The sequence below is a fragment of the Blastococcus sp. SYSU D00922 genome (genome assembly GCF_054050495.1).
Genome location: NZ_JBJGZL010000008.1, coordinates 127,552 through 149,120 on the forward strand (window position 1 = coordinate 127,552; position 21,569 = coordinate 149,120).

Here is a 21,569-nt window from a genome sequence, read left to right on the forward strand (position 1 = left end):
CCTCAGTCGACGTCGACCGGGACGACCTCGCGGGCCTCGGCGAAGTGGCAGGCGGCCGGGTGACCCTGGCCGCGGTCGATCAGCGCCGGCGGCTCGACGGCGCAGATGTCCTGCGCCTTCCAGCAGCGGGTGCGGAACCGGCACCCGGACGGCGGGTTCGCCGGGCTCGGGACGTCGCCCTGGAGCAGGATCCGGTCCTTCTGCCCGCGCAGCGCCGGCTCGTGCAGCGGGACCGACGAGAGCAGCGCCTGCGTGTAGGGGTGCGACGGCGAGCCGTACACCTGCGCGTCGGTGCCCTCCTCGACGACGCTGCCGAGGTACATCACGGCCACGCGGTCGGAGATGTGGCGCACCACCGACAGGTCGTGGGCGATGAACAGGTAGGACAGCCCGAAGTCGTCCTGCAGGTCCTCGAGCAGGTTGACCACCTGCGCCTGGACCGAGACGTCGAGGGCCGACACCGGCTCGTCGCAGATGATGATCTCGGGCTGGAGGGCCAGGGCGCGGGCGATCCCGATGCGCTGGCGCTGACCGCCGGAGAACTGGTGCGGGTAGCGGTTGACGAAGTCGGGGTTGAGGCCGACCCGGTCCATGAGCTCCTGCGTGCGCTTGAGCCGCCCCTTGCGGGGCGCGATGTCGGCGTGCACCGACCAGCCCTCGGCGACGATGTCACCGACGGTCATGCGCGGGTTCAGCGACGCGTACGGGTCCTGGAAGATGATCTGGACCTCGCGGCGGTACTGCTTGAGCGCGCGGCCGCCCATCTTGGCGACGTCCCGGCCCTTGTAGAGGATCGAGCCGTCGGTCGGCTTCTCCAGCGCCACGAGCAGCTTCGAGACCGTGGACTTGCCGCAACCGGACTCGCCCACCAGGCCCATCGTCTCGCCGCGGCGCAGGGTGAGGTCCACGCCGTCCACGGCCCGGACGTGCCCGATCGTGCGCTTGAAGACGATGCCCTGCGTGAGTGGGAAGTGCTTCTTCAGGCCCTTGATCTCCAGCAGCGGCGCCCCGGGCGGCGGCGCCGGCGGCAGCGCCTCCTCCGCCTCGGTCCCCTGGGGGACGGCGGACGCGGCAGTGGCTCCGGTGGGCTCAGACACCGAGCACCTCCTCGCTGTAGTGGCAGGCGGCCTCGCGACCCGGCACGACCAGCCGCAGCGGCGGGACGTCACCGGCGCAGTCGCGGCCGGGGAGCGCCTCGGCGCCCAGGCGGCGGCGGGCGCAGCGCGGGTGGAAGGGGCAGCCGGACGGGATCTTCGCCAGGTTCGGCGGCTGGCCGGTGATCGGCCGCAGCCGCCCGCCCTTGCTCTCCACCTGCGGCACCGAGTTCATCAGGCCCTCGGTGTAGGGGTGGGCCGGGTTGGTGAAGACGTCGTCGACGGTCCCCCGCTCGACGACGCGGCCGGCGTACATGACCGCCACGTTGTCGGCGACCTCGTTCACGACGCCGAGGTCGTGGGTGATGAGCACCAGGCCCATCCCGGTCTCCCGCTGCAGGTCCTTGAGCAGGTCCATGACCTGCGCCTGGACCGTCACGTCGAGGGCGGTGGTCGGCTCGTCCGCGATGAGGATCTTGGGGTCGAGGGCGATCGCCATCGCGATCATGACCCGCTGCCGCATGCCGCCGGAGAACTGGTGCGGGTAGTCGTTCACCCGCTGGGCGGCGGCCGGGATCCGGACGCGGTCCATCAGCTCGACCGCGCGCTGCTTGGCCTCCTTCTTGGAGAGGCCGCGGTGCGCGCGGAACATCTCGCCGATCTGGAAGCCGACGCTGTAGACCGGGTTCAGCGACGAGAGCGCGTCCTGGAAGATCATCGAGATCCCCGGGCCCCGTACCTTGCGCTGTTCCTCGGCCGGCTGCGTGAGCAGGTTCTTGCCGTCGAACCAGATCTCGCCGCGCGGGATGACCGCGGGCGGCGAGTCGAGGATGCCCATGATCGCCTGGGCCGAGACCGACTTGCCGGAGCCGGACTCCCCCAGGATCGCCAGGGTCTCCCCCGCGGACACGGTGTAGCTGATGCCGTTGACGGCGTTGACGGTGCTCTCGCGGGTGCGGAACTCGACGAAGAGGTCCTCGACGGAGAGGATCGGCGCCGAGCTGCCGCCGTCGCGTACGGACGACGCGGAGCTGGGAAGAGTGGTCATGCGCGCTGCCTCGGGTCGAGGGCGTCGCGCAGGGCGTCGCCCATCATGATGAACGCCATCACGGTGAGGGTCAGGATCAGGCTCGGGAACAGCACCAGGTGCGGCGCGGTGCGCAGCAGGTCCTGCCCTGCGTCGATCTGCAGACCCCACGAGATGGCCGGCCGCTGCAGCCCCACGCCGAGGTAGGTCAGCGTGGCCTCGGCAGCGATCAGCACACCGATGGTGATGGTCGCGTAGACCAGCACCGGCGCGACGGCGTTCGGGAGGATGTGCCGCACGAGGATACGCGGGCTCGACGCACCCATGGCCCGGGCGGCGGCCACGTAGTCCGAGCTCTTGACCGCGATGACCTGCGAGCGGACCAGCCGCATCGCGGTCATCCAGCCGAACAGCGCGAGCGCGAGCGCCACCGCCCCCGGTCCGCGGGTGTTGATGATCGGGATGTCGGTCGAGGGGCCGACCCGCAGCAGCACCAGCGCACCGAGGATCAGCGGCAGGCCGTAGAAGATGTCGGCGATCCGGGCGAGCAGGCCGTCGGTGAAGCCGCCGAAGTAGCCGGCGATCGCGCCGACGACGATGCCGAGCAGCAGCACCACGAGCACGGCGGTGATGCCGATGATCAGCGAGCTGCGCGCCCCGTAGACGACGTTGGCCAGGTAGTCGCAGCCCTGCTGGTCGAAGCCGAACCAGTGCTCGGCCGACGGCGTCTGGCGCGAGTTGGACAGGTTGCAATCGCGGGGGTCGGCGCCGCGGGCGAACCACTGCGGCGCGATCGCCATCAGCGTGAAGACCAGCCCGAAGACGGCGCCGATCCAGAAGAGCGGATTGCGCTTGAGCGTCTTCCAGGCGTCGCTCCAGAGGCTGTTCTGGCGCTCGTTGGTGACGTCGACCGACGGCTCGGCCAGGCCGGTGGTGGTGCCGGCCAGCACCTCGTCGTGGCGGAGGTCCTGCTGCTGCTGCGACTCAGTCATAGCGGATCCTCGGGTCGAGGACGGCGTAGAGCACGTCCACGACCAGGTTGAAGAAGATGAAGAAGAAGACGAGCAGGGTGACGATCCCGACCACCACGGCGCCCTCCTGCTGGCGGATGGCGTCGTAGACCTCGCGGCCGATGCCGGGCAGGTTGAAGACCGACTCCGTGACGATCGCGCCGCCGAGCAGGGCACCGATGTCGGCGCCGATGAACGTGACGACCGGGATCAGGCTGTTGCGGAGGGTGTGCCGCACGATGATCGTCCGGTTCGGGAGGCCCTTCGCCCGCGCCGTCCGGACGTAGTCGGCCCGCAGGTTCTCGGCCAGGCTCGTGCGGGTCAGCCGGGCGACGTAGGCCAGGGATCCGGACGCGAGCACCAGGCCCGGGAGGATGTAGCTGTACAGCCCCTCCCGCGTGCCGGCGATCGGGAACCACCCGAGCTGCAGGCCGAACACGTACTGGGAGATGAAGGCGAGCACGAGGATCGGGATGGACACGATCAGCGTGGTCGAGACCAGCACGAGGTTGTCGAAGAAGCCGTTGCGGCGGATGCCGGCGAGGACGCCGGCGACGATGCCGATGACGACCTCGAAGAAGACCGCCACCGCGGCGAGCTTGACCGTCACCGGCAGGGTGCGGGCGATCGTGTCCTTGACGGCGCGGCCGCTGAAGTCGGTCCCCAGGTCGCCCTGGAACAGGTCGCCGATGTACTTCAGGTACTGCACGCCGAGCGGATCGTTGAGGTTGAAGTCGTCGCGGAGCTGGGCCACCACGGCCGGCGAGAGCGGGCGGTCGCCTGCCAGAGCGCGGATGGGATCACCGGGCAGCGCGTAGACCATCGCGAAGATCAGGAAGGACGCGCCGAGCAGGACCGGGATCGTCAGCAAGAGGCGGCGCGCTACATAGCGGCCCATGTTCCCCCTCAGGTATGTGCGCCCCCGCGATCAGCGGGGCGCGCCGTAGATGCGCGACCACGGTCGGCGGTCGCGCCGGGTTACATCGTGCCCCCCGCAGGAGGCACGCGCGCCGCCGGGGGCGACTGTCTGCTTCGAGACAGCGCCCCCGGCGGGTCGTGCGGGTGGTGCTGGGGTCAGCCGACGACGGTGACGTTCTCGACGCGGACGCGCTGGAAGAGGTCCAGCGTGACGTTGTCGACATTCTCCGAGGTGACCGACTGGATCTCCGTGAAGAACAGCGGAGCCATCGGCATGTCCTGGACCACGAGGTCCTCGGCCGCCTGGTACGACTCGATGGCCTCCTCGGGGGTGGACGCCTGGTCACCCTGCAGCAGCAGAGCGGTGACCTCGGGGTTGTCGTAGAAGCTGTAGTTCGAACCCGCCGGCGGCTGCGAGGCCGGGATGAGCAGCGGGGTCAGGTAGCTGTCGGCGCTCGGGTAGTCGAAGCTCCAGCCGTAGCGGTAGGGGCCGGTGAAGCCCTTGTTCTCACCGAGCGGCAGGTACTCCGAGAAGTCGAGGTTGCCCTGGAGGACGAACTCGACACCGAGGTTCTCGCGCAGCTGGTTGCCCACGGCCTCCATCCACGCGTCGTGGCCGGCGCCGGAGTTGAACCACAGCTCGACCGGCTGGCTGCGGTCGAAGCCCGCCTCGTCGAGCAGGTCGTTGGCCCGCTCCACGTCGAGGGCGCAGTACTCGCAGGCGCCCTCGCGGTAGCCGTCGACGACCGGCGCGATGAAGGAGTCGGCCGGGGTGCGGGTGCCCTCGAAGATCGCCTGGGAGATGGCCTCCCGGTCGATCGCCATCGAGATGGCCTGGCGGACCCGCGGGTCGGCGTAGCGCTCGTCGTAGGTCGGGAACCCGATGTAGGTGATCTGCGAGGACTCGGTGCGGATGAACCGGTCACCGAACTCGTCCTCGGCCGTCGCCAGGGCGTCGGGCGGGATGACGTCGACGATGTCGAGGTTGCCGTCCTGCACGTCGGTGTAGGCGGTGCCCACCTCGGCGTAGACGCGGTACTCGACGCCCTCGGCCTGGGCCTTGTTGTCACCGGCGTAGTCGTCGTAGCGGCTCAGGGTGATGCCCTCGCCCGGGACGAACTCGCCGTCGGCCTTGAACGGACCGTTGCCGATCGGCTGGGTGCCGAACGCCTCTGGGTCGTCGAAGAAGGCCGTGGGCAGCGGGTAGAACGGGTTGTACCCGACGACCGCCGGCCACTGGGCGAAGGCGGAGCTCAGGGTGATCGTGAAGGTCGTGTCGTCGACGACCGCCAGACCGCTCATCTCGGTGGCGGCGGGCTCACCGGCGGGCTCGCCGGTCGCCTCGTCCACGGGGGCCTGCAGGTCCGCGTAGCCCGCGATGCGCGACAGGTAGCCGGAGCCGCCCTGGGCGTTGGGGCTGTAGGCGGTGTAGTTCCACGCGTCGACGAAGGACTGCGCGTTCACCGGCGAGCCGTCGTGGAAGGTCCAGCCGTCCTTGAGCGTGACGGTCCAGGTGGTGTTGTCGTCGGACTCGATCGACTCCGCGACGCCGTTGTACTCGACCTCACCGGAGTCCGAGTAGGTGACCAGACCGGTCCAGAGGGAGTTGACGACCTGGTCGCCCTCGCTCTCGGTGGTGTTGCCGGGAACCAGGGGGTTCTGCGGCTCACCGATGTACATGCTGAAGGTGCCGCCACCGTCGCCGGTGCCGCCCTCCTCGCCACCCTCGTCGCTACCGCCGCAGGCGGTCATCAGCAGCGCGGCTGCGATGGCCGTCGCGACGAGCGAACTACTCCGCTTGCTCAACTTCACGTGCAAGGCCTCCCTCGTCCCGCGTGCGCGGGGGGAACGGACAGGTCGGTCCACGGCCGCAGTGGGGCCGTCGGACGACTGATTGGTCACGAGCGAAACGCACCCGGGAGGTAGACCTCCCCAGTACGACGGGTGGACCCTAGGCACGCCCCGAAGAGGGTGTCCACGGACGTCATCGAGTTGTGACCTGGGCTCACGATCTGCACCCCAACCGTAACTTCGACACCTTCCGGGCCCTCCAGCCGCCACTGTTTCCCGCTCCCCCGGCCGGTTCGCCGGACGCCTTGCGGTCCGCCGTCCGGCGCATGTTCAACGCCCCTCAGCCGGGGTATCCGCAGCTCGGTACGGACATCGAGAAGAGGAGTGCGTAACCCATGAGCGGCACCGACAAGCTGACGAACAAGATCGAAGAGCTCTCCGGCAAGGGCAAGCAGGCGGTCGGCGACGCCACCGATAACCGCGACCTCCAGGCCGAGGGACAGAAGGAAGAGACGAAGAGCAACCTCAAGCAGGGCGTCGAGAACATCAAGGACGCCTTCAAGTCCTGACCTGACGCATCCCCGACGGACGCCGCCGCTCTCCGGAGCGCGGCGTCCGTCGCTGTCTGCGTGCTTTATCGCGATAAAGCACGGACGACGTCAGCCGGCGATCGGCGGTGTGGCGAGGGCCTCAGCGATCCGCCGGACGACGGCGTCCATGTCACGCAGGTCGTGGGCGGCCAGACGGATCACCCGCCACCCGGCGGCGACCAGACGAGCCAACCGTGCGTCGTCGCGGACGATCTGCACTCCGTCGAAGTGGTAGGCCCCCTCGTACTCGACGATCAGCCGCGCGTCGGGCCAGGCCAGGTCGACACGGGCGAGCCAGTTCCCGCCTTCCACGACCTCGTACTGGGGTACCGGCGACGGAAGGCCGGCCAGTGCGCAGGCCACGCGCACCCAGGACTCGGGTGGCGACCCGCTGCGTCCGTCCACCAGCTCGAACGCGCGACGCACCCGCCGGCTCCCCCACCGTCCGCCACGGTCGTGCAGCAGACGTCGCAACGCCTCGACGTCTACCCGACCGGCACCGACCAGAGCATCGAGCACACCGACCGCTGTCGCTATGGGCTCCAGCGCCGCGACGTCCCAGGCCGTCCTGAGCGGGGTGGTGTGCAGGAGCTGGTGGTCTGACGTCCGAACGTCCTCCGGCGCCAGCTCGGCGCGGTGTACCCGAACGCCCCGGGGCCCGGTCCAGGTCACGTCCGGCGGGACGACGACGGTGACCGGATCTGAGTAGGCAGGCTGCGGTCCACCCAGGAGCGCCGCGGCGGAGCGGCCGCCCAGAGCGGCCCTCTCCGGCATGAGCAGTGCTGTGGCCCGGCATCGGAGCGCGTGATCGCGTGGCAACGAGGGGTCGGCGTACACCCCGTGCAGCACGCGCACGTAGGGCCCCTGCTGGAGCTGGCGCCTCGTCAGGGATCCCTCGGCCACGGCCTGTGCGCCGATGAAGACACCGTGCAGTCCGAGTGAGTGCAGGAGCATCAGCGGATCCTGCAGCTCCCAGCGGGTCTATCTCCGCGTCGTCCACAAGCCCCGTGCTTTATCGCGATAAATCACGGTCAGGGTGGGTGAGCAGTGCGCGCACCGCGGGGAGGAGGGGGCGGTCGGCCGGGATCCAGTCGAGGTCCTCGAGCTCGTCCGCGCGCACCCAGCGGATCTCGGCGTGCTCGTGGGCGACGGGTTCGCCGCCCGTCGTCCGGGCCCACCACAGCCGCAGGGTGGAGGCTCCCGGCGCACCGCCGCCGACGACGCCGTCCAGCAGGACCTCGCCGACGAACGCCTGCGGCACGATCTCGACGCCGAGCTCCTCGGCGCACTCGCGGACCAGCGCCGACAGGTCGGACTCCCCCGGCTCGACCTTCCCGCCGGGGAACTCCCACAGGCCGTCGTAGGGGCCGCCCGACCGGCGGGCCACGAGCACGCGGCCGTCGTCCACGATCGCCGCGCCGACCACCTGGAGCACGTCCAGCGCCCGTCGTTCCGCGGCCGCCGCGTAGGCGTCGAGGTGCGCCCGCATGGCGCGGTGGACGCGGCGCCGCACGACCAACCGGTCCACCAGGCCGCCGAGGGGGCCGGACGTCCCGGTCTCCCAGTCGACCTGCTCGTCGACGAGGGTGCCGGCGCCGGTGGCGGAGAACCGCCGGGAGTGCGTCACCCAGCCCCGGCCGAGCCGCGCCGTGTGCACGTCGCGCTCGGGGCGGACGGAGACGACCTCCTCCAGCGAGGTGCCCCAGGGGCGCCCGAGGGCCCGCCCCACGTCGAAGGCGACGGTGAGGGGCGCCTCCACCAAGGTGGTGAAACGCAGCCGGAACACGGTCCCAGCCTCCCAGAACCGGCAGGATGGACCGGCAGGCCCAGGCAGCACCGGCGCTGCGGGACCCGGCAGAAGGAGAAGTGTGCGCATCACCGCCCGCGTGGACTACGCCGTCCGCGCAGCCCTCGAACTGGCCGCCGTGGCCCCCGAGGCGCTGACCGCCGAACGCATCGCCACCACCCAGGGCATCCCGGCACGCTTCCTGCAGACGATCCTCAGCGACCTCCAGCACGCCCGGCTGGTCAACAGCCAGCGCGGCCGTGAGGGCGGCTACCGCTTGGCCCTCCCGCCGTCGGAGATCTCCATCGCCCGCGTGATGCGCGTCGAGCAGGGCTTCCTCGCCGAGGTGCACGGCAAGCGCCCGGAGGACGTCGAGTACCCGGGCGCCGCCGGAACGCTGGCGTCGGTCTGGGTGGCCGCCCGCGAGGGGTACCGCAGGGTCCTCGAGGAGGTCACGCTCGCCGACGTCGTCGCCGGGAAGCTGCCCGCGCACGCCGCCGAGCTGGTCGCGCTCGAGGACGCCTGGCGCTCGTTCGGGGACGCCCCCGGCGCCTGAGGGACGCCCTCCGGGACACTGGCACCCATGTCCGCACCGCAGCCCGGCGTCACCGTGTTCCTCACCGGCCTCTCCGGGGCGGGCAAGTCCACGATCGCCGACGCGCTCGTCGCGCAGCTGGAGGCCGAGGGACGCCCGGTCACCGTCCTGGACGGCGACGTCGTCCGCACGCACCTGTCCAGCGAGCTGGACTTCTCCAAGGAGCACCGCGACCTCAACATCCGCCGGATCGGGTGGGTCGCCGGCGAGGTGGTCAAGCACGGCGGCACCGTCGTCGTGGCGGCCATCGCCCCGTACGACGCCGCCCGCGAGGAGGCCCGCGCGCTGGTGGAGAAGCACGGCCGGTTCCTGCTGGTCCACGTCTCCACGCCGCTCGAGGTCGTCGAGCAGCGGGACGTGAAGGGGCTGTACGCCCGGGCGCGCGCCGGCGAGATCCCGCAGTTCACCGGCATCAGCGACCCGTACGAGGAGCCGGCGCGGGCGGAGCTCACCATCGACACGTCGGTGACCCCGCTCGAGGAGTCCGTCGCCCGCATCCGGGCGGCCATGGCGGAAGGACCCCGTCCCCCCCACCCTTCGCACGCTCAGGGCGGGCCCCTGGACGGCGCCGTTACCTGACTCATACACCTTCCCGGTCGGGATATGGGAGGATCGACGGCATGACGGACCGCGGCAGCCTGCTCGTCGCGCGTCTGCACATCGATCTGGCGCTCGTCTCCAGCGCCGCCTGTCGCGCCTCGCGCTGACACCGGTACCCGCGCAGCCCTGCGCACCCGATCTGCAGCGCCCCTCCTCCCCGGCCGGTCGCCGCGGGCGGTGGTGAGCGCAGGAAGAAGCCCCAGCGTGACCGTCCCACCTCGTACGGCGCCTCCCCGCACCAGCAACCGCCCGCAGCGCGGTCAGGGCCAGTGGGCCCTCGGCTACCGGGAACCGCTCAACCCCAACGAGCGGATGAAGAAGGACTCCGACGGCCTCGAGGTGCGCCAGCGGATCCTCGACATCTACTCGAAGGCCGGCTTCGACTCGATCGACCCCGGCGACCTCCGCGGCCGCATGCGCTGGATGGGCCTCTACACCCAGCGGGCACCGGGCATCCCCGGCGGCAAGACCGCCGTCCTGGAGCCGGAGGAGCTCGAGGACTCCTACTTCATGATGCGGGTGCGCATCGACGGCGGGCAGCTGACCAGCGACGCGCTGCGCGTCATCGGCGGCATCAGCACCGAGTTCGGCCGGGACGTCGCCGACGTGACCGACCGGCAGAACGTGCAGTACCACTGGATCCGCGTCGAGGACGTGCCCGAGATCTGGCGGCGGCTCGAGTCGGTCGGCCTCTCGACCACCGAGGCCTGCGGCGACGTGCCCCGCGTCATGCTCGGGTGCCCGCTGGCCGGCATCCTCGAGGACGAGGTCATCGACGCCACCGACGTCCTCGCGGAGACCGTGGCGAAGTACGTGGGCAGCCCGGAGTTCAGCAACCTGCCCCGCAAGTGGAAGACCTCGATGTCGGGGTGCGTGGACCACTGCACCGAGCCGGAGATCGACGACGTCTCCTTCGTCGGCGTCGTCAACGCCGACGGCGAGGCCGGCTACGACCTCATGGTCGGCGGCGGGCTGTCGACGAACCCGAAGTTCGCGGAGCGGATCGGCGTCTTCGTGCGCCCCGACCAGGTGACCGACGTCTGGGCGGCCTGCACCTCGATCTTCCGCGACTACGGCTACCGCCGGCAGCGCAACCACGCGCGGATCAAGTTCCTCATGGCCGACTGGGGCCCGGAGAAGTTCCGCCAGGTGCTGCAGGACGAGTACCTGCACGAGGCGCTGCCCGACGGCCCGGCTCCCGCCCCGGCCAAGCACGACCAGCGCGACCACGTCGGCGTGGCCCGGCAGAAGGACGGCAACAACGCCGTCGGGTTCGCCCTGCGGTCGGGCCGGATCAGCGGCTGGCTGCTGACCACCATCGCCGACCTCGCCGACGAGTACGGCCAGGGACGCATCCGGACGACGACGCAGCAGAAGCTGGTCATCCTCGACGTGCCTGACGAGCGCGTGGAGGCGCTGGTCGAGGCCCTCGCCGTGCACGACCTGCAGGTGCGGCCGAGCGCCTTCCGCCGCGGCACCATGGCCTGCACCGGCCTGGAGTTCTGCAAGCTCGCGATCGTGGAGACCAAGCAGCACGCGCAGGACCTCTACGCGGAGCTGGAGAAGCGGCTGCCCGACTTCGACGTGCCGATCGGCATCAACGTCAACGGGTGCCCGAACAGCTGCGCCCGGTTCCAGACCGCCGACATCGGGTTCAAGGGCTCGATGGTGCGCGACGCCAACGGCGAGATGGTCGAGGGCTTCCAGGTGCACCTGGGTGGCCACCTCGGCGTGGAGAAAACGTTCGGGCGCAAGTTCCGCGGCCACAAGGTCACCAAGGCCGAGACCGCCGACTACTGCGAGCGCGTGCTGCGCGGCTTCCTCGAGCGCCGCACCGAGGGCGAGTCGTTCGCGCACTACGTCTTCCGCGCGGAGGAGGACTGGCTGCTGTGAGCGAGCAGCCGGGCACGGGAAGGAGCCGGCAGCTGCCGGTGTTCCACTGCCCGTACTGCGGAGACGAGGAGCTGACGCCCTACGAGGGGGAGTCGGCGGACGGCTGGCGCTGCGGCGCCTGCCTGCGGGCCTTCTCGGTCCGGCTGATCGCGACGGGAGTGACGGAGTGACGATCGCCATCCGGCCCACCCCGGAACTGGCTGCGGCGGCCGACGCCCGGTTCGAGGGCATCGCCGACCCGGTGGAGCAGGCGCTCGCCGTCCTCCGCTGGGCCGGGGACACGTTCGGCGACGGATTCGCGATCACGTCGTCCATGGCCGACGGGCTGCTCGCCCACCTCGCCAGCCGGGTGATCCCGGGCGTGAACGTCGTCTTCCTCGACACCGGCTACCACTTCGCCGAGACCATCGGCACCCGCGACTGGATCAGCTCGGTCCTGCCCATCACGCTGGTGAACGTCACGCCGCCGCAGACGGTCGCGGAGCAGGACCTCGCCCACGGGCCCCGGCTGCACGACCGGGACCCCGACCTCTGCTGCTCGCTGCGCAAGGTGACGCCGCTCGCGGAAGCGCTGGCCGGGTACGTGGCGTGGGGCTCGGGCATCCGCCGCGACGAGTCGCCGACCCGCACCGGCACCCGACTGGTCGACTGGGACGCCAAGCGCGGGATGGTCAAGGTCAACCCGATCGCGGCCTGGACCCAGGACGTCGTCGACGCCTACATCGCCGAGCACCAGGTGCCGGTCAACCCGCTGTTCGAGATCGGCTACGGCTCGATCGGGTGCGAGCCCTGCACCCGGCCGGTCGCGCCGGGCGAGGACGCGCGCGCCGGCCGCTGGGCGGGCAAGAACAAGATCGAGTGCGGCCTCCACACCTGATCCGCGCCGCGCCAGACTGACCTCGTGCCCCGTCCACCGCGCCTCTCCCCCGACGAGATCACCGCCGCCCTGCGCGGGCTCCCGAACTGGTCGGGGGACGCCGACGGCATCCGCCGGTCGGTCGAGCTGCCCAGCTTCCGCGACGCCGTCGCCGCGATCGTGTCGATCGCCGACGTCGCGGAGGAGATGGACCACCACCCCGACGTCGACCTGCGCTGGCGGACGCTGCACCTCGCCGTCGTCACCCACTCGGCCGGCGGGGTGACCGAGCTGGACCTCGAGCTCGCCCGCCGCATCGACGCCCTGCTGCCCGGCTGAGAGCTGCTGCGTCTCAGGTCGGCAGCGGGCAGAAGACGTCGACCCGGTAGCCGTCCGGATCGGCCACCGTCGCGTAGCGCTGGCCCCACGGCGCGTCGTAGGGCTGCTTCACCACCGCGTGCCCCGCATCCCGGATCCGCTCGACCGTCGCGTCGACGGCGGCCGGTGACTCCTGCACCAGGGCGAAGCCGGCGACGGTCCCCGGTCGTGGCGGCTCCCCGTACAGCTCGGTCATGGACGTGGCGTCGTCGATCATCAGCCTGACGCCGGAGTCGTCCTCGGCCTCGAGGTGCGGGTCGTCCGGCCCGGCCTCCGGGAAGCGGAAGCCCAGCAGCTCGTAGAAGGCACGCGCGCGCGGCAGGTCGGTCGCGCTCACGGCCACTGCGTAGATCGTCATGGCGCCGGTCTACCGCCTCCGTCCGACAGTTCCCGGGCCGGGAACGGTGCCGGGACCACCGCAGCGGCGATCCCGGCACCGCGGCCGGCTCAGCTGCCGACCCGGCCGCCGTCCTCGCGGTAGGCCACCGCCACGCTCGGCCGGGGGAAGGGCCGGGCCGGCGCGCGGTCGGGCCAGGTGCTGTACGGGTTGTCCCGGGTCGAGCCGGTGATCTCACCGGGGTGCTGGACCGACACGAACACCGACCGCGCATCCGGGGAGACCAGCGGCCCGCTGCACTCGGCACCTCGCGGCACGGTCAGGAACGCCTTGAGGTGCCCCCGCTCGCGGCCCTCGGTGGGGACGGCGAACAGCCCGTCGTTGGTGCCACCGAGCGTGCCCTCCGCCTGGTTGACGCGGGACAGCACGTTGCCGTCGGTGGAGATCCAGAGGTTCCCGGCGGGGTCGAAGTCGACGTTGTCCGGGCAGGAGATCGGGCTGACCTGCGACTTGTCGTAGCCGGCGAAGTAGGTCTCCGGACGGGCCGGGTCACCGGCGACGAGGAAGATCCGCCAGTCGAAGCGGTCGCCGGCCGCCCCGCGGGACTCGCGCCACTCGATGACGTGGCCGTTCCGGTTGCCACCGCGCTCGGCGTAGGTGCCCGGCGCCCCGCCCGACCCCGCCGCGTAGCCGTACGAGCGGTTGAGCGGGTTGGCCTCGTCCGGACCGGTCGGCGTCCCCGGGGCCCCGGTCCGGTTCGAGTTGTTGGTGAGTGCCGCGTAGACCCGGCCGTTCACCGGGTTCACCTGGATGTCCTCCGGCCGGTCCATCCGCGTCGGCACCTTCGCCGCGTCGACGACGACCGGGGCCGCGGGGTTCGGGAAGTCGCCCTTGGCGTCCAGCTGCTTGCCGAGCCGGTCGGCGGCCAGCCGGGTGAAGGTCAGCACCCAGGCGACGTCCTTGCCCGGGATCATCGACCGGCCGTCCTCGACCAGCGGGATCCACTGTCCCCAGCCGTCGAACTCGCCGTCGGAGGGCAGCCGCCCGCTGCCGTCGATCTCGGCAGCCGTGTCGCCGACGAAACGGGCGACGTAGAGGTCGCCCTCGTCGAGCAGGGTGAGGTTGTGCGCCCGCGACTGCCGGTCGTTGCCCCGCTTCATCTTCTTCTTCGAGACGAACTTGTAGATGTAGTCGAAGCGCTCGTCGTCGCCGGAGTACGCCACGACGCGGCCGTCCTCGGCGATCTGGACGTTCGCGCCCTCGTGCTTGAACCGCCCCAGGGCCGTGCGCTTCTTCGGCCTGGCGCGCGGATCGTAGGGGTCGAGCTCGACCACCCAGCCGAAGCGGTTGACCTCGTTGGGTTCCTTCGACAGGTCGAAGCGGCGGTCGACCTCGTGCCAGAGGCGCTCGTCGGGGGCGGTGGTCGACACCCCGTAGCGGGCCAGCCGCGGCTCCTTCGGGTCCTCGGTGATCGGCACCGTCGTCCCGAAGTACTGGTTGAAGTTCTCCTCGCCGTGGAGCGTGGTCCCCCAGGGGGTCATGCCACCGGCGCAGTTGTTCAGGGTGCCCAGCACCAGGCGGCCACGCGGGTCGGCGGTGGTGCGCAGGTACGGCGAACCGGCGGCGGGGCCGGTCAGCTCCATCTCCGTGGCGGTGGTGACGCGGCGGTTGCGGTCGCCGTTGCGCACGGGCCGCCAGTTGCCGGATCGGCCCTCGCGCCTCACCTCGACCACCGAGATGCCGTGGGCCATCATCGCGATCCTCCGCTGCTGCGGCGTCGTCGTCCGCGGGCCGGTGACGCCCGCGAACATCAGCTCCTCGTTCGTGTACTCGTGGTTCACCACGAGCAGGAACCGGTCGCCGCGGTCGTCGAGCGGCAGGAAGCCGATGTAGTCGCAGTTGTAGCCGAACTGCTCGGCCTGCGCCTCGGGGGTCTGGGCGTCCACGGCGAACTCGGGAGCGCCCTTCTCGACCGGGTCGCCCCACCGCATGACGACCGAGTACCGGTAGCCCACCGGCACGATCAACTCGTCCTCGAGGTTCTGCTCGACCGGCTGGAAGGTCAGGTCGCCGCGGGAACCGGACGGCCGGCCCGGACCACCCCGCCGCTCGGTCGCCGCCGCCGTCGCCGCGGGGCCGGCGGCCACGACGAGCGCGCCCACGCCGGCCGCCTTGAGCATGCTGCGGCGGCTGAACGCCGTCTGCACGACCTCGGCGAAGGTCGGGTTGCCGGTCTGGTTGGGGATGGCCGAGTCGCACGCGTTCCCGCACTTGTAGAAGCAGGTGGCGTGGCTGCGACTGCCGTGGCGCACCGAGTGGAGGAAGGGCAGGAGCGGTCGGGTCTTCGGTTCCTGGATGTCGGTCATCACGAGCCTCTGGTCGGGGGCGAGACCCCCGGGACGCTAGGCACGGCAGCCCGCCGGGCGATGGCCGTCAGGTGAACCGCCGGTGACCCCTCGGACACCGGCGGTGGCCGGCCGTGCCGATCAGCCCGGCTGCCGCGCCGAACCCCGTCGCAGCCGCCTGCGGCGCACCGCGGCGACCAGGAGCAGCACACCCCAGACCAGGAACCACATGTCCCAGACGAGGACGTGCCAGCGCAGCGCCGTGACGTTCTCGGGCGCCCCCCACCACCCGGTGAGCGCGAGCGCCCCGACGAGCACGAGCCCTCCGCCGTAGAGCACGAGCACCGCGCCCGCCACCCCCGCGGCGCTCTCGAGGAGACGCGCGGGCAGCCGCCTGCCCCACGGCCGGACCAGGGCCAGGGCCAGCAGGGCGCCGATCGCCTTGAGGACGACGGTGAGGATCCCGACCGCGACGGCTCCGGCATCCCCGCTGCGCGCGAGCTCCTCCAGGCCACCCCCGACGGTCGACAGCAGCGCCGTACCGCCCGCTGCCCAGTACGCGCTGACCACGGCGTACGCGCCGGCCAGGACGGCCGCCCCGTAGGCCGGGAGGGCGATCCGGCGAGACACCACGCCGGGCCCGGAGGTCATCCCTCGACCGGCATGACCAGCAGCCGCAGCAGCCGGTCGGCCTCCGCGTCCGGGTCGTCGGTGAGCCCGGTGTGGACCGGCCCCGGCTGGATGACGGTGCTGCGCGGGGCGGTGAGCCAGCGGAACCGCGACCCCAGCGCCTCGCGGCCCGCGGCGCCGGCTCCCGGGTCCGCCGAGCACACGTCGGTGGCCGCCTGGAGGGCCCGGCCGATGGCCTCGGCGTCCGCCGTCGGATCCAGGGCGTGCAGCCGGTCGACGTCGAGGTGCACGCGCGAGCCGAGGTAGTCGCGCTGGCGGCAGTAGACGAGCACGCCGGCGTTCAGCGCCTCCCCCCGCTCGACCCGCGGGACGACGCGCAGCACCGCGTACTCGAAGGTGTCCCTGCTGCCGCTCATCGCTGCGTCACTCCCTCCGGCGGGGGCGGCCCCAGCCACGCGGGCCGGTTCTCCCCTCGCGGCGCCCGGCGGCGCGCGCCGCCACCCGCCTGCGCGGCGGCGACCAGGCCGGGCAGCCACGCGTCCCGCGCGCCCAGCCGGGCCAGCAGCTGGTCGACGTAGCGCGTGCGCACCTCGGACGGCTCGTCCTCCAGCCACTCGTCGGGGACCTGCGCGAGCACCTTCTCCAGCAGGGGGCGCGTCACCCTTCCGGCGAGCGCCGCGTCGGCGTCGGTCACCTGGGGGTCGCACTCCAGCAGCGCGTGGGCGGAGGCGTCGTAGGGGCGGGTGACCGCGGCGTCCGCGCCGGGCCAGTGGTGGTGGAAGGTGAGCGCGGCGCCGTGGTCGATCAGCTGCAGCCGGCCGTGCCAGAACAGCATGTTGGGGTTGCGCCACGACCTGTCGACGTTGCCGATCAGCGCGTCGAACCACAGCACCCGACCGGCCAGCCCCGGGTCGACGCCGTCGGCACCGGCCTCGAAGTCCAGCGCCCCGGGCAGGTAGTCCAGTCCCAGGTTGCGGCCTGCGGAGCGCTGCAGCAGCTCCTGGACCTCGTGGTCGGGCTCCCCCACCGCGAGCTCCGGGACGACGTCGACGGTCACCAGCGCCGGCACCGGGAGGTCCAGGCCGCGGGCCAGCTCGGCGCAGATCACCTCGGCGACGAGCACCTTCACGCCCTGGCCGGCGGCCCGCCACTTGACCACGTAGGTGCCGAGGTCGTCGGCCTCCATGAGCCCCGGCAGCGAGCCACCCTCGCGCAGCGGGGTGACGTAGCGGGTGGCGGTGACGGCGGGCAGCACAGTGCCGACAACCTACGGGGTCCGCCGCGGTTGCGGCTCGACCTCCACCGGGCCGCCCTACCCGCCGACCCGCAGACTGGCCCCGACCGTCCGGCGGAGGAGGCAGCGGTGGGGTTCTTCTCGGCCGTCGATCCCGCCTCCCTCGTCGACGCACCGCTCACCTACGACGCCGTGGGTGCGGCCCGCTCCGGGGTGGTGCCCGACGGGTTCCGCGGCGCAAACGTCAGCGCTGTCGTGGGTTCGGGCCTGGCGGACTTCGAGCGGGCGGCCGCCGCCGTCCTCGACTGGCGGGCGCAGCGCGGCGCCGGACTGCGGGTGCGCGCCACCGGTCCGAGCAGCGAGCCCGGCACCGTCGTCGTCCTCACCGCGGGGCTCCCCCGGTTCGGCTACGACATCCCGTGCCGGGTGGTGTGGGCGGAGACCCGGGGCGACGAGCGCGGCTTCGCCTACGGCACCCTGCCCGGCCACCCCGAGAGCGGCGAGGAGTGCTTCCTCGTCCGGCTGACGCCCGCCGGGGAGGTCGTCTACGAGATCCGCGTGTTCTTCCGGCTGGCCTCACCCGCGGCCCGGCTGGGCGGTCCGCTGAGCTTCGTCCTGCAGCGCCTGGCGACCGCGCGGTACGTCGCGGCCATCCGCTCCGCCGCGCGCGGCTGAACCGCCGCACCGTCGACGCACCGGCGCGCCGTGATGGCGCTCGGTGGTGACGCGCCGTGACGGCGACCAGGCGAAGACCGCGCGGCGACGGTGACTCCCCGTATACGAGGCCCGCTGTGGAGGGATGCCCCCGACGTGCTCGACCGGACCGATCGTGGGAGGAACCCGTGGCACACAAGCCTGCGGGACGGGGCAATCCCCGGACGCGAGCCAACCGCGCTCGCACCGCTGACCAGTGGCTGGAACTCCCGGGGTGGCGCCGCCCCCTCGACGCGGTCTTCGTCTTCGTGCTGGTGGCGGGCATCGCGTGGCTCGTCCTCGTGACCATCCCCGCGGCGGCCGACCGGACCCCGGACGCGGTGCTCGCCGACGACAGCACGAGCACGACCTCCGTCGACGACCGCCAGTCGTCCCCCGACGGGTCCGGGGACTCCGACGAGTGGGTGGCCGGCCCGGTCTACACGGGGGCGCCCCCGACGCCCGAGGCGCCGGCCGCGGTGCCGGCCGCCGACAGCGCCGCGCGCCCCGCGGTGGCCGGCGCGTCGTCCCGCGGTGCCGCCCGGGTGACCCCATCGCGCACGGCCGCGCGGACCACACCGAGGACGTCGGCCCGGACGTCGGCACCGCCTCCGCCGCCCCCTGCCGTCACCGAGACGCCACCGGTCGTGGCCGCCGCGACGACCCCGGTGGAGACCTCGACGCCCGTCCAGACGACGACGTCCACGGCCCCGACGGAGACCACGACGCCGACCGAGACCACGACGCCGACCACGACGTCCTCGGAGACGACCACGCCGACGGAGACGAGCAGCGAGACCGTGACCCCCTGACCGGCGGTCAGACGTCCCGTCGCTCGAGCAGCGCGGCTCCGGCGGCCCACGTGCCGACCGCCCACGCGGCGAGGATCGCCATGCCCACGGGCCAGGTGGTGCTGGCGGCGAGGAAGGCGTCCTGCCCCACCCGCAGCGCGGGCAGGCCCTGCGAGACGCGCGAGGCGACGGCGCCGCCGACCAGGGCGAGGACCGGCGGCAGGACGAAGGTGAGGCCGGCGCCCAGCCCCACCGCTCCCGCCGTCGAGCGCAGCGCCACCCCGAGCGCGACGGACAGGACGCCAACCAGCCCGGCCGACGCCACCTGCAGGCCGAGGATGCGCAGGACCTCCGGGTCGGTGACCTGCACGCCGCCGGGCACCGCGGTGAGCGTGCGCGCGGCCAGGGCGCAGGTTCCGGCCAGGACGGCGCTGAGCGCGAGGCACCAGGCGGTGACCACCACCGTCTTCGCGGCCAGCCAGCGCGTCCGGCGGGGCACGGCCGTCAGCGAGACGAGGACGCTGCCGGAGGCGAACTCCGAGCTCACCGCCAGCACACCGAGGACGACGAGCAGCAGCTGGCCGAAACCGAACCCGGTCAGCGCCGTCTGCACCGCGATGCCGGCCCGTGCCGCGCTGTCGGTGCTCGCCGCCGCTAGCCACCCGGTCCCACCGACGGCGAGCAGGTAGAGGCCGCTGCACCACCAGGTGGCGCGGACCGAGCGCAGCTTCGTCCACTCGCTGCGCAGCAGGGCGGGGAACGGGACGGGCCGGCTCACGGCGCGACCGCCCGGTACTCCACGTCGTCGCCGGTCAGCGTCAGGTAGGCCGCCTCCAGCGAGGCGGTGGCGCGGCTGAGCTCGTGCACGCGGGCACCGACCGCGAAGGCGACGTCCCCGACGTCGGCGAGCTCCAGCCCTTCGACCCGGAGCGCACCGTCGGCCTGCAGCTCGACGGTCCCCCCGGCCCGCTGCAGCGCCGGGGCGAGGAGCCGCACCTGGGGGCTGCTGACGCGGACCGTGGCGGAGGCGCCCAGCAGCTCGTGCATCGGCACGTCGGCCAGCAGCCGGCCCCGCCCGAGGACGACGAGGTGGTCGGCGGTGTCCTCCATCTCGCTCATGAGGTGGCTGGAGACCAGGACCGTGCGGCCCTCGCCGGCCAGGCCGCGCAGGAGCTCCCGCACCCAGCGGATGCCCTCGGGGTCCAGGCCGTTGACCGGCTCGTCGAGCAGCAGGACGTCGGGGTCGCCGAGCAGCGCCGCCGCGATCCCCAGCCGCTGCCCCATGCCGAGGGAGAACCCGCGGACGCGGTCGTGGGCCACCGCCTCGAGGCCGACCATCCCGATGACGTCGTCGACCCGGTGCGGCGGCAGCGCGTTGCTCTGCGCCAGCGCGAGCAGGTGCGCGTGGGCGGTGCGGTGCGGGTGCCGGGCGCGCGGGTCCAGCAGGGCTCCCACGCGGCGCATCGGCCGCGCCAGCTCCCGGTAGGGACGGCCCAGGACCCGCGCCGTGCCGGAGGTCGGCCGGGTGAGGCCGAGGATGCAGCGCATCGTCGTCGTCTTGCCCGAGCCGTTCGGGCCCAGGAAGCCGGTCACCCGGCCCGGCTCGACGGTCACCGTGAGGTCGTCGACGGCGACGCGCGCTCGGTACCGCTTGGTCAGCCCGTCGAGCTCGATCACGCGGCCAGCATGGCCGAACGGACCGGGGGGCCGGCGACGGCGCGCTCAGTCCCCGCCGTGCGCCCGCGCGCGCTCCTGCTCGATCAGCTCCTTGCTCCTCACCAGGCGCAGCAGGGTGACCACGAGCAGCCCGCCGGCCATGTTCAGCAGCGTCACGTACCAGAACCAGGCGAGCCAGTCGCCGTAGCCGAAGGGCGCCCCGGCGTGCAGCGCGCCGAAGATGATCAGCGAGTCCAGGATCGAGTGGAAGAGGACGAGACCGGCCAGGACGAAGGCACCGGCCACGGCGGCGACGATCTTGGCGCCCTCCGTGTCGGCGCCGTGCTGCATGCGCGTCATGAGGGTGATGGCGCTGCCGGCGAGGAAGGCCAGGCAGACCGACTGCAGGTCCAGGGGCGCGTCGACGAACGTGGCCGACGACTCGATCGCCGTGGTGCCGATCGGGGGCAGGGCGTGGACGACGACCCACATGACCAGCCAGCCGCCGACGAGGTTGGCCACGAGGGTCCCGCCCCACAGCTTGGCCAGCTGCGCGACACGCGCCCGCCCCGCCACCACGGCGGTCACGGGGACGAGGAACCCCTCGGTGAACAGCTCGCTCCGGGCGAGCAGGAGGGCGATGAAGCCGATGGCGAAGGCGATGCCGGCCAGCAGGTGGCTGCCCGTCTCGGCGTAGACGGCGAGCAGCGCGAGCACCCCCATGGCCACCTCGAGCCCGCCGGCCAGCCCCGTGGTCAGGACCTCCCGCCAGGAACGGTGCAACCGCTGGGCGCCCTCGTCGACGATCCGGTCGAACGCGGTGGCCACCTCGTCCTCGGCGGGGGCGTCGGTCTCCCCCAGCTCGGCGCGCTTCTGGTCCAGCTCCACGGCTCCTCCTCGGGCACGCCGGGCGTCCACGGCGCACGGTCGCCGCACCCCTACCCCCGCCGCTCCCGCCGCGACACCCGCCCGGCGATCCTCACCGTCGTCACCGGCTGCCGCGTGTTGCATGGTCGCCATGGCACGTGGTCTCCGGCAGGCGTTGCTCATGGTCACCGGCGGCGTCGCCGTCTCCGTCGCGGCCGGCGGGCTCTGGTGGTGGCTCGGGGACTCAGGGTTCCGGCGCAGCACCGCGATCTGCCTCATGGTGGTCGCCGGCCTGCTCGCCCTCACCGGGGGGACCGCCCTGTCCCGGGCCTCCACCAGCGACGTGCGGGCCTTCCTCGGCTGGGGCCTGGACGACGAGGAGCCCGACAGCGGGGAGGGCCTCACCGCCGTCGGGGTCTTCCTGTTCGTCTGCCTGCCGCTGCTCGCCGCGGGGCTGGCGCTGGACGCGTCGGCCTGA

Annotated in this window: 25 protein-coding genes; 10 read left to right on the plus strand and 15 right to left on the minus strand. The window is 72.6% G+C overall.

From position 1 onward, the window contains the following. Nucleotides 1-2 precede the first annotated feature (2 nt). The 5 genes from ACI78T_RS13555 to ACI78T_RS13575 form a co-directional block, all read right to left on the minus strand. On the minus strand, nt 3-1,097 hold the full coding sequence (locus tag ACI78T_RS13555; RefSeq protein ID WP_456558629.1) for an ABC transporter ATP-binding protein: 1,095 nt from the start codon (nt 1,095-1,097) through the stop codon (nt 3-5). Beyond that, nucleotides 1,090-2,142, minus strand: a complete 1,053-nt coding sequence (locus tag ACI78T_RS13560; RefSeq protein ID WP_456558630.1) for an ABC transporter ATP-binding protein — start codon at nt 2,140-2,142, stop codon at nt 1,090-1,092. Before ACI78T_RS13560 ends, ACI78T_RS13555 begins: the two co-directional genes overlap by 8 nt. After that, entirely contained in the window at nt 2,139-3,113 is a 975-nt protein-coding gene (locus ACI78T_RS13565) for an ABC transporter permease (RefSeq protein WP_456558631.1), read from the minus strand. Before ACI78T_RS13565 ends, ACI78T_RS13560 begins: the two co-directional genes overlap by 4 nt. Beyond that, the gene (locus tag ACI78T_RS13570) at nt 3,106-4,029 is read right to left on the minus strand and encodes an ABC transporter permease (RefSeq protein WP_456558632.1); all 924 of its coding nucleotides are present in this window, start codon (nt 4,027-4,029) and stop codon (nt 3,106-3,108) included. Before ACI78T_RS13570 ends, ACI78T_RS13565 begins: the two co-directional genes overlap by 8 nt. Nucleotides 4,030-4,205: 176 nt before the next feature. Beyond that, nucleotides 4,206-5,861 carry a peptide ABC transporter substrate-binding protein gene (locus ACI78T_RS13575; protein ID WP_456558633.1) on the minus strand — a complete coding sequence of 552 codons (1,656 nt, stop codon included), beginning with the start codon at nt 5,859-5,861 and terminating at the stop codon, nt 4,206-4,208. 374 nt (nt 5,862-6,235) lie between these two features. Here ACI78T_RS13575 and ACI78T_RS13580 point away from each other — a divergent pair, with 374 nt between their 5' ends. Further along, nucleotides 6,236-6,409 carry a CsbD family protein gene (locus ACI78T_RS13580; protein ID WP_456558634.1) on the plus strand — a complete coding sequence of 58 codons (174 nt, stop codon included), beginning with the start codon at nt 6,236-6,238 and terminating at the stop codon, nt 6,407-6,409. Between the two features lie 90 nt (nt 6,410-6,499). On the opposite strand, the gene ACI78T_RS13585 is transcribed toward ACI78T_RS13580, so the two are convergent. Together ACI78T_RS13585 and ACI78T_RS13590 are read right to left on the minus strand one after the other, a co-directional pair. Beyond that, the gene (locus ACI78T_RS13585; protein ID WP_456558635.1) at nt 6,500-7,285 is read right to left on the minus strand and encodes an endonuclease domain-containing protein; all 786 of its coding nucleotides are present in this window, start codon (nt 7,283-7,285) and stop codon (nt 6,500-6,502) included. Nucleotides 7,286-7,442: 157 nt separating this feature from the next. Next, nucleotides 7,443-8,216, minus strand: coding sequence for a (deoxy)nucleoside triphosphate pyrophosphohydrolase (locus ACI78T_RS13590; protein WP_456558636.1), 774 nt, complete (start codon nt 8,214-8,216; stop codon nt 7,443-7,445). 82 nt (nt 8,217-8,298) lie between these two features. On the opposite strand from ACI78T_RS13590, the gene ACI78T_RS13595 reads away from it, so the two are divergent. The 6 genes from ACI78T_RS13595 to ACI78T_RS13620 all read left to right on the plus strand — a co-directional run bounded on the left by ACI78T_RS13595 (nt 8,299) and on the right by ACI78T_RS13620 (nt 12,499). Continuing rightward, nucleotides 8,299-8,772 carry an RrF2 family transcriptional regulator gene (locus ACI78T_RS13595; RefSeq protein ID WP_456558637.1) on the plus strand — a complete coding sequence of 158 codons (474 nt, stop codon included), beginning with the start codon at nt 8,299-8,301 and terminating at the stop codon, nt 8,770-8,772. A gap of 27 nt (nt 8,773-8,799) precedes the next feature. After that, nucleotides 8,800-9,390, plus strand: a complete 591-nt coding sequence (cysC, locus tag ACI78T_RS13600) for an adenylyl-sulfate kinase (RefSeq protein WP_456558638.1) — start codon at nt 8,800-8,802, stop codon at nt 9,388-9,390. Nucleotides 9,391-9,615: 225 nt separating this feature from the next. Continuing rightward, nucleotides 9,616-11,304 carry a nitrite/sulfite reductase gene (locus ACI78T_RS13605; RefSeq protein ID WP_456558639.1) on the plus strand — a complete coding sequence of 563 codons (1,689 nt, stop codon included), beginning with the start codon at nt 9,616-9,618 and terminating at the stop codon, nt 11,302-11,304. After that, on the plus strand, nt 11,301-11,474 hold the full coding sequence (locus ACI78T_RS13610) for a hypothetical protein (RefSeq protein WP_456558640.1): 174 nt from the start codon (nt 11,301-11,303) through the stop codon (nt 11,472-11,474). Before ACI78T_RS13605 ends, ACI78T_RS13610 begins: the two co-directional genes overlap by 4 nt. Next, nucleotides 11,471-12,181 (plus strand): phosphoadenylyl-sulfate reductase, encoded by a 711-nt coding sequence (locus tag ACI78T_RS13615; RefSeq protein ID WP_456558641.1) that lies wholly within the window; start codon nt 11,471-11,473, stop codon nt 12,179-12,181. The genes ACI78T_RS13610 and ACI78T_RS13615 overlap by 4 nt, the downstream gene beginning before the upstream one ends. 24 nt (nt 12,182-12,205) lie before the next feature. Next, the gene (locus tag ACI78T_RS13620; RefSeq protein WP_456558642.1) at nt 12,206-12,499 is read left to right on the plus strand and encodes a 4a-hydroxytetrahydrobiopterin dehydratase; all 294 of its coding nucleotides are present in this window, start codon (nt 12,206-12,208) and stop codon (nt 12,497-12,499) included. A gap of 13 nt (nt 12,500-12,512) precedes the next feature. Here the strand turns inward: ACI78T_RS13620 and ACI78T_RS13625 are convergent, their stop codons facing one another. The 5 genes from ACI78T_RS13625 to ACI78T_RS13645 all read right to left on the minus strand — a co-directional run bounded on the left by ACI78T_RS13625 (nt 12,513) and on the right by ACI78T_RS13645 (nt 17,105). Further along, nucleotides 12,513-12,896: a VOC family protein gene (locus ACI78T_RS13625; protein ID WP_456558643.1), complete on the minus strand. Its 384-nt coding sequence runs from the start codon at nt 12,894-12,896 to the stop codon at nt 12,513-12,515. An 89-nt stretch (nt 12,897-12,985) separates the two neighbouring features. Beyond that, nucleotides 12,986-15,241 carry a PhoX family protein gene (locus ACI78T_RS13630; RefSeq protein WP_456558644.1) on the minus strand — a complete coding sequence of 752 codons (2,256 nt, stop codon included), beginning with the start codon at nt 15,239-15,241 and terminating at the stop codon, nt 12,986-12,988. Nucleotides 15,242-15,361: 120 nt separating this feature from the next. Beyond that, a complete protein-coding gene (locus tag ACI78T_RS13635; protein ID WP_456558645.1) occupies nt 15,362-15,871 on the minus strand; it encodes a DUF3995 domain-containing protein in 510 nt (169 codons plus the stop codon). Continuing rightward, entirely contained in the window at nt 15,868-16,266 is a 399-nt protein-coding gene (locus tag ACI78T_RS13640) for a DUF3037 domain-containing protein (RefSeq protein WP_456558646.1), read from the minus strand. The genes ACI78T_RS13635 and ACI78T_RS13640 overlap by 4 nt, the downstream gene beginning before the upstream one ends. After that, entirely contained in the window at nt 16,263-17,105 is an 843-nt protein-coding gene (locus ACI78T_RS13645; protein ID WP_456558647.1) for a HipA family kinase, read from the minus strand. Before ACI78T_RS13645 ends, ACI78T_RS13640 begins: the two co-directional genes overlap by 4 nt. Before the next feature lie 108 nt (nt 17,106-17,213). Between ACI78T_RS13645 and ACI78T_RS13650 the strand changes: the two genes are divergently transcribed. Both ACI78T_RS13650 and ACI78T_RS13655 read left to right on the plus strand, forming a co-directional pair. Then, nucleotides 17,214-17,759 carry a DUF1990 family protein gene (locus ACI78T_RS13650; protein WP_456558648.1) on the plus strand — a complete coding sequence of 182 codons (546 nt, stop codon included), beginning with the start codon at nt 17,214-17,216 and terminating at the stop codon, nt 17,757-17,759. A 167-nt stretch (nt 17,760-17,926) separates the two neighbouring features. Continuing rightward, nucleotides 17,927-18,589: a hypothetical protein gene (locus ACI78T_RS13655; protein WP_456558649.1), complete on the plus strand. Its 663-nt coding sequence runs from the start codon at nt 17,927-17,929 to the stop codon at nt 18,587-18,589. Between the two features lie 7 nt (nt 18,590-18,596). Here the strand turns inward: ACI78T_RS13655 and ACI78T_RS13660 are convergent, their stop codons facing one another. The 3 genes from ACI78T_RS13660 to ACI78T_RS13670 are packed head-to-tail and all read right to left on the minus strand — an operon-like array spanning nt 18,597 to nt 21,112. Beyond that, a complete protein-coding gene (locus tag ACI78T_RS13660; protein ID WP_456558650.1) occupies nt 18,597-19,346 on the minus strand; it encodes a hypothetical protein in 750 nt (249 codons plus the stop codon). Beyond that, nucleotides 19,343-20,245, minus strand: a complete 903-nt coding sequence (locus ACI78T_RS13665; RefSeq protein ID WP_456558651.1) for an ATP-binding cassette domain-containing protein — start codon at nt 20,243-20,245, stop codon at nt 19,343-19,345. The genes ACI78T_RS13660 and ACI78T_RS13665 overlap by 4 nt, the downstream gene beginning before the upstream one ends. A 45-nt stretch (nt 20,246-20,290) precedes the next feature. Beyond that, entirely contained in the window at nt 20,291-21,112 is an 822-nt protein-coding gene (locus tag ACI78T_RS13670; RefSeq protein ID WP_456558652.1) for a formate/nitrite transporter family protein, read from the minus strand. Nucleotides 21,113-21,242: 130 nt separating this feature from the next. On the opposite strand from ACI78T_RS13670, the gene ACI78T_RS13675 reads away from it, so the two are divergent. Further along, nucleotides 21,243-21,569: a hypothetical protein gene (locus ACI78T_RS13675; protein WP_456558653.1), complete on the plus strand. Its 327-nt coding sequence runs from the start codon at nt 21,243-21,245 to the stop codon at nt 21,567-21,569.

Coding starts and splice junctions, on each gene's coding strand:
- ACI78T_RS13640 (WP_456558646.1), bottom strand. CDS start 16,266: ATGAGCGGCAGCAGGGACACCTTCGAGTACGCGGTGCTGCGCGTCGTC.
- ACI78T_RS13570 (WP_456558632.1), bottom strand. CDS start 4,029: ATGGGCCGCTATGTAGCGCGCCGCCTCTTGCTGACGATCCCGGTCCTG.
- cysC (WP_456558638.1), top strand. CDS start 8,800: ATGTCCGCACCGCAGCCCGGCGTCACCGTGTTCCTCACCGGCCTCTCC.
- ACI78T_RS13560 (WP_456558630.1), bottom strand. CDS start 2,142: ATGACCACTCTTCCCAGCTCCGCGTCGTCCGTACGCGACGGCGGCAGC.
- ACI78T_RS13675 (WP_456558653.1), top strand. CDS start 21,243: ATGGCACGTGGTCTCCGGCAGGCGTTGCTCATGGTCACCGGCGGCGTC.
- ACI78T_RS13625 (WP_456558643.1), bottom strand. CDS start 12,896: ATGACGATCTACGCAGTGGCCGTGAGCGCGACCGACCTGCCGCGCGCG.
- ACI78T_RS13630 (WP_456558644.1), bottom strand. CDS start 15,241: ATGACCGACATCCAGGAACCGAAGACCCGACCGCTCCTGCCCTTCCTC.
- ACI78T_RS13635 (WP_456558645.1), bottom strand. CDS start 15,871: ATGACCTCCGGGCCCGGCGTGGTGTCTCGCCGGATCGCCCTCCCGGCC.
- ACI78T_RS13580 (WP_456558634.1), top strand. CDS start 6,236: ATGAGCGGCACCGACAAGCTGACGAACAAGATCGAAGAGCTCTCCGGC.
- ACI78T_RS13565 (WP_456558631.1), bottom strand. CDS start 3,113: ATGACTGAGTCGCAGCAGCAGCAGGACCTCCGCCACGACGAGGTGCTG.